At 41.9% G+C, this 6,762-nt stretch carries 1 protein-coding gene and 1 pseudogene; both read left to right on the top strand.

From position 1 onward, the window contains the following. Positions 1-195: 195 nt before the first annotated feature. Positions 196-4,806: pseudogene (locus tag CCY99_RS08920) on the top strand (glutamate synthase-related protein); the annotation flags it as partial. A gap of 218 nt (positions 4,807-5,024) precedes the next feature. After that, complete coding sequence (locus CCY99_RS08925; protein WP_112061071.1) at positions 5,025-6,497, top strand: glutamate synthase subunit beta; 1,473 nt, start codon at positions 5,025-5,027, stop codon at positions 6,495-6,497. The last annotated feature ends 265 nt before the right edge of the window (positions 6,498-6,762 follow it).

Genomic DNA, 6,762 nt, shown 5'->3' on the forward strand with positions numbered 1-6,762 from the left:
TTTTCATTTCACAAAGTTATTTATAAGTTATTCGAAAAGTTTTATTATATATAATCCAACATTTAATTCATTTAATTTTATATTTGGTAGGTAAAAATGAAAAATACACAGGAGAATCTAGGAGATTTAGGGGATTTTATGAGCGTGGATTTAAGTGCGGATTCCAAGAATCCACCTAAAAACTCGCAATGCGAGATGAGCGATTATCCTAACAAAATGGGGCTTTATGACCCAAGCTTCGAGCATGAAGCGTGTGGGATTGGGGCGATTGCAAATATCAAGGGGATAAAATCCTATAAGGTTATAAGCGACGCGTTGCAATTGCTTGTAAATCTCGAGCATAGGGGCGGAGCGGGGACTGAGGACAATACGGGAGATGGTGCTGGAATCTTACTCCAAATCCCACATAAATTCTTTAAAAGCCAATATTTGGGATTTGAGATTGGCGAAGAGGGTGAGTATGCGGTAGCCCAGCTCTTTTTATCCCAAAATGAATACGCCAAAAGTGATGGTATTAGAATCTTAAAAGAAGTCTTAGAATCTCAAAAGCTAGAAATCTTGGGATTCCGCGAAGTGCCGATAAATGCGAGTGAATTAGGCAGTATTGCAATTAGCACCATGCCTTTTATATTGCAAGTTTTTGTGAAAAAGCCAAGCGATGTTAGAAAAGGCATTGATTTTGAGCGAAAACTCTATGCGGCAAGGAGACTAGCGGAAAAAGCCGCATACAATGTGCCGAAGTTTTATTTCTGTAGCTTTTCAAGTCGCACGATTGTTTATAAGGGAATGTTGCTATCCACGCAGGTTGGGGACTTTTACTTGGATTTAAAAAATCTAAATATGGAAAGTGCCATTGCGTTAGTTCATGCGAGATTCTCCACGAACACTTTTCCTTCGTGGGAGAAAGCCCACCCAAATCGCTACATGGTGCATAATGGCGAGATAAACACCATTAAGGGGAATGTAGATTCCATGCGGGCGCGTGAGGGGCTGTGTAAATCGCGCTATTTCAAGGACATTTCCCAGCTTTTCCCAATTATTGCAAAGCCGAGTAGCGATTCAGCGATGTTTGATAACACTTTGGAATTTTTGATGATGAATGGGCGGAGCTTGGAAGAGAGCTTTATGATGATGATTCCAGAGCCGTGGAGCAAAGATAAGGAGATGAATAAGAAAAAACGCGCGTTTTACGAATACCACTCCACCATAATGGAGCCGTGGGACGGACCTGCATCGATTATCTTTAGCGATGGCGTGATTATGGGGGCGAGTTTGGATAGAAATGGCTTTCGTCCGTCGCGCTATTACATTACCAATGATGATTTTGTGATTTTGGCAAGTGAGGTTGGGGCGCTAGAGATTGATGAATCTAATATTAAGGCAAAAAGTCGCTTGGAACCCGGAAAACTGCTACTAATCGACACGCTTCAGGGCAAACTAATCGCCGATGAAGAGATAAAAATGCACTACGCCACGCAAGAGCCGTATTCCCAGTGGATTAAGAATATCACCAAGATTGAAAAGCTAGATTCCGCTGGATTCGTGGAAAAAGACTTAAAAAAAGATGAGATTTTGCGACTTCAAAAGGCTTTTGGCTACACATACGATGAGCTTAAATTAAGTATTGAATATATGAGCGCAAATGGCACAGAGGCACTCGCTTCAATGGGTGTGGATACGCCTTTGGCAGTTCTATCAAAGCGTCCGGTGTTGCTTTATAGCTATTTTAAGCAGCTTTTTGCACAAGTTACAAATCCCCCGCTAGATTCAATTAGGGAGAAAATTGTTACAAGTTCTCGCGTCTACATCGGCAAGGAGGGCAATATCCTAATTCCAAGCGAGGAGAATTGCAAGCGGCTCAAACTCTCGCTTCCAATTATCACAAATGAGGAACTTTATAAGATTAAGAATCTAAAAAATGACGCTTCTCGTGCGAACGATTTCAAGTCTGCCACGCTCTCCATTCTATTTGACTTCAAAAAGAAGAATCTAGAATCTGCACTAAATGAGCTATTTTCACAAGCAAGTAAGGAGATAAAAAACGGCTCTACGATAATTATCCTAAGCGATAGGGGAATGAATAAGAATCTTGCCGCAATCCCCGCGCTCTTGGCTACTTCCGGGCTTCATCAGTATCTAATTAGGGAGTTTCAGCGAACACATATTAGTATAATCTTAGAAGTTGCCGAGCCAAGGGAGATTCACCACTTTGCTTGTTTGCTTGGATTCGGTGCTACGGCGATAAATCCGTATTTGGTGTTTGAGAGCATAAAAGATTTAATTAGCGATGAAATTATTAAAATCCCGCTAGATTCGGCAATAAACAACTTTATCAAGGCTACTTGCGATGGTATTATAAAAATCGCTTCAAAAATGGGAATCTCCACGCTTCAAAGCTATACTGGGGCGAAAATATTCGAATGTATCGGCATTTCAAGCAAGGTAATTGATAAATATTTCACTTCGACTATTAATAATTTGGAGGGCATTGATTTAGAGGATATTTATAACACCACGATTTTATTGCATAATAGGGCGTATTCGGCGGATTCCGTATTGGATTCTGTGCTAGATTCCGCTATAGATTCGGCGAATCCGGATTCTGCAGATTCTCTCGCAGATTCCATAGATTCTAGCGGTTTAGATTCAGCAAGTTTAGATTCAGAGGGTTGGCATAACTTTAGAGTAAACAAAGAGGAGCATTTATACGACCCGCTGGTGATTTACCACTTGCAGCACTCCACTAGAGTTGGCGACTATGCGGAGTTTAAAAAGTATAGTTCGCTTGTAAATGCCAAGCAGACGAATATCCGCGATTTAATGGAATTTGACTTTAGCAACTCCATTTCAATCGATGAAGTGGAGGGCGTAGAATCTATCTTAAAGCGCTTCAAAAGCGGTGCGATGAGCTATGGCTCCATTAGCAAGGAGGCGCACGAGGCGTTGGCGATTGCCATGAATCGAATCGGTGGCAAGTCCAATAGCGGCGAGGGTGGCGAGGACTTCGAGCGATTTGAGAGTTTAGCGAATGGAGATTCTAAATCAAGTGCCATTAAGCAAGTGGCAAGCGGGCGATTTGGCGTTTTAATCGATTATTTGGTAAATGCTAAGGAAATTCAAATAAAAATAGCTCAAGGTGCAAAGCCCGGTGAGGGCGGACAGCTTCCGGGTGAGAAAGTTTATCCTTGGATTGCAAAGGCTAGGCACTCAACTCCAGCTGTCTCTCTCATCTCTCCGCCACCACACCACGATATTTACTCAATCGAGGATTTAGCACAATTAATTTATGACCTAAAAAATGCCAATCGAGACGCCACAATCTCAGTAAAACTCGTTAGCGAATCTGGCATAGGCACAGTTGCTGCGGGTGTGGCAAAAGCTGGGGCAAATACGATTTTGATTTCCGGCTACGACGGAGGCACTGGGGCAAGTCCAAGGACATCTATCCCAAATGCTGGAACGCCGTGGGAGTTGGGCTTAAGCGAGGCTCATCAAACGCTAATATTAAATGGTTTGCGAGATAGGGTTCGCCTAGAAGTCGATGGAAAGCTCCTAACTGGGAGGGATTTGGCAATCGCTACTTTACTTGGAGCGGAGGAATATGGCTTTTCCACGGCACTTTTGATTACGCTTGGTTGCACGATGATGAGGGTTTGCAATCTAAATACTTGTCCTTTTGGCATTGCTACGCAAAATGAGATTTTAAGGGAAAAATTTACCGGAAAGCCCGAATATGTGATTAATTTCATGCACTTTATCGCAAATGAATTCCGCGAGTATATGGCAAAGCTAGGCTTTAAAAGTGTCGATGAAATGGTGGGGCGAATAGATAGATTGAAGCAAAAAAATTGCAATGGAAAGCTAGGGAAAATCAGCCTAGATAAGATTCTATTTAACCCAAAAATGATGAATAAATCTGCCATGTGTTGCAAGGGATTTAAGCAGATTGATTTGCATAAAACGCTTGATATGCAAGTGATTTTGCCACTTTGCAAGGATATATTGAGCGAGAATTTGAGTGAAAATAACGCCACCAAAAAGGCAAATATCGAGCTAAAAGTATCAAATGTAACTGGGCGGAGCCTAGGAACGATACTCTCCAGCGAGGTTACCAAAACTCACAAACTAGGGGGCTTGGAAGAGGATACGATAAATATCAAAACGGTTGGCAATGCTGGGAATAGCTTTGGGGCGTTTTTGAAAAATGGCATTACGCTCGAAGTCGAGGGCGATGTGAATGACTACCTTGGCAAGGGGCTATCTGGTGGGAAAATCATTGTCAAGCCTTCTAAAAGAGCCAAATTTAGAGAGGAAGAAAACATTATCGCTGGAAATGTCTGCTTATATGGGGCGGTAAGTGGCGAGGTGTATTTGGACGGATTGGCTGGAGAGCGATTTGGCGTTAGGAATAGCGGTGCAAATGCCGTGGTGCTGGGCGTAGGACAGCATGGCTTGGAGTATATGACTGGTGGCAAGGTCGTAATACTAGGTAAAATCGGTCGAAACTTCGCTGCTGGTATGAGTGGCGGCGTGGCATATATCTTTGGCAGGTCGAATATCGCTCATATAAATACGAATTTAGTGGATATTTTGGAGCTAGATGAGAGTGATGAAAAGGAAATGTTGGACTTAATAGAAAAGCACATAAAATACACAGATTCCAAGGTAGCACGGAGAATCTTGGAGGGTTATCAAACTAAATTATTTTTTAAAGTGATGCCTAGGGATTACGCCAAAATGCTAAAAACTATCGAAATGTTTAAGGACAAAAAAGACCCGATTTTAAGTGCGTTCTTAAAGATTACTGGGAGCAAAAGTGATTTAAAGGCGGAATCTAGCGTAGAATCTGCGTTAGATTCTATAGATTCCGGCTTGGATTCTATATTAGATTCTGCGGATTTTGCGTTAGATTCTGCAGAATCTATGGAATCTACACTCACAAAAACCGCCAAAAAAACTAAAAGCAAAGCCAAAAGCAAAACCGCTGCAAAAAACACAAAGCAAACCGCCAAAGGGGGCAAATAATGGGAAAAATAACTGGATTCTTAGATTTTAAGCGAGAGGATTTGGGGCAGCGAAATTATAAAGAGCGGATAAAAGATTACAAGACTTTCTACAAGCCCCTAAATAAGGATAAAAGGGAGATTCAAGCGAGCCGTTGTATGAACTGCGGCGTGCCATTCTGCCAAGTAGCAATTAATATCAAGGGGCATTCTGTGGGCTGTCCGCTGGGGAATCTAATCCCAGAGTGGAACGACTTGCTCTCCAAGGGCTTTTGGGCGGAGGCGTATGAGAGGCTCTCTAAAACCTCGCCATTTAGCGAGTTTACTGGGAGTGTGTGTCCGGCTCCGTGCGAGAATTCCTGCGTATGTGGGGCAAATGGACTGCCGATAACTATCAGGGACAATGAACTTTCCCTGATTTCGTGGGCGTTTGAGAGTGGCTATCTAAAGCCAAAAACAAATATCAAGCGAAATGGCAAGAATATCGCAGTTATCGGCTCTGGACCCGCTGGACTTGCGGTAGCAAATAGGCTAAATCACTTGGGCTATGAGGTCAGTATATTCGAGCGGAGCGATAGAATCGGCGGACTTCTAATGTATGGAATCCCAGATATGAAGCTAGATAAAGCCCTAATCGAGCGGAGAGTTACTCTCATGGAAAAAGAGGGCGTTAGATTCTACCCTAATACAAATATCGCAACCAAGCAAAAGGCGGACGAATTGCTAAAAAGCTTTAATGCCGTGATTTTGGCGACTGGAGCGTCAAAACCGCTTGATTTGGAAATCCCGGGGCGGAATCTAAATGGAATTATGTTCGCAGTAGATTTTTTGACGCAAAATACAAAATCCTTGCTTGATACTAAAAAGCCCCTAGAGGTCGCAAAAAATAAAGATGTGCTTGTTATTGGGAGCGGAGATACGAGCGTGGATTGTATCGCTGTGGCACTTAGGCAGGGGGCAAAGTCAATCACAAGATTTGAGCGTTCAGCCAAAAAGCCACTAGAGCGTGAGGGTGATAATCTTTGGCCAGAATATCCAAATATATTAACCACAGATTATGGCATAAAAGAGGCGATTGAGTGTCTTGGATACGACCCAAGAATGTATCAAAAGCTAACTAAAAATTTTGTTGGAGATTCTGCGAATAAAAATGTAAAAGGGCTCGAGGCGGTGGACTTAAAATGGGAAGTTCAAAATGGCAAAAAAGTCCGCAGTGAAGTCCCAAACTCGCTTAAATTTTACAAGGCGGATTTGGTGCTACTTGCTATGGGATTTGCTGGGAGCGAGGAAAATACGGCTGATATTTTTAAGGTAAAACTTGATAATAAAAACAATATCGCCACGAATAATTACCAAACCTCAAATCCAAAAATCTTTGCTTGTGGCGACGCTAGAATGGGGCAATCGCTAGTAGTATGGGCGATAAAAGAAGCACTAAATTGTGCAAATGCGCTAGACTTGCACTTTAAAAAGCAGAATCTAAGGGCAATTTAGGGTTAAAAAAATATTTTTTGCAGATTCCAAGAATCTAGATTCGCACGAATCTAGATTCTTAGCCAATTTGCAAACCTTTACAACCCAATACAAACAAAACTTTATTCAATAAATACTTTTATATTCCCCTACTTACACACCATACCTTATTTACATCTACTCAATTTTTACTTCACACTTACTTCACATTTAAGGAAAATTTAAGATAGGGGGGGGGTAAAATGCTATTTTATTTGCGAATCTTAAATCGCAAACATACGCAAAA

The organism is Helicobacter sp. 16-1353 (genome assembly GCF_003288815.1).
In the GTDB taxonomy this organism is placed as follows: Bacteria; Campylobacterota; Campylobacteria; order Campylobacterales; family Helicobacteraceae; genus NHYM01.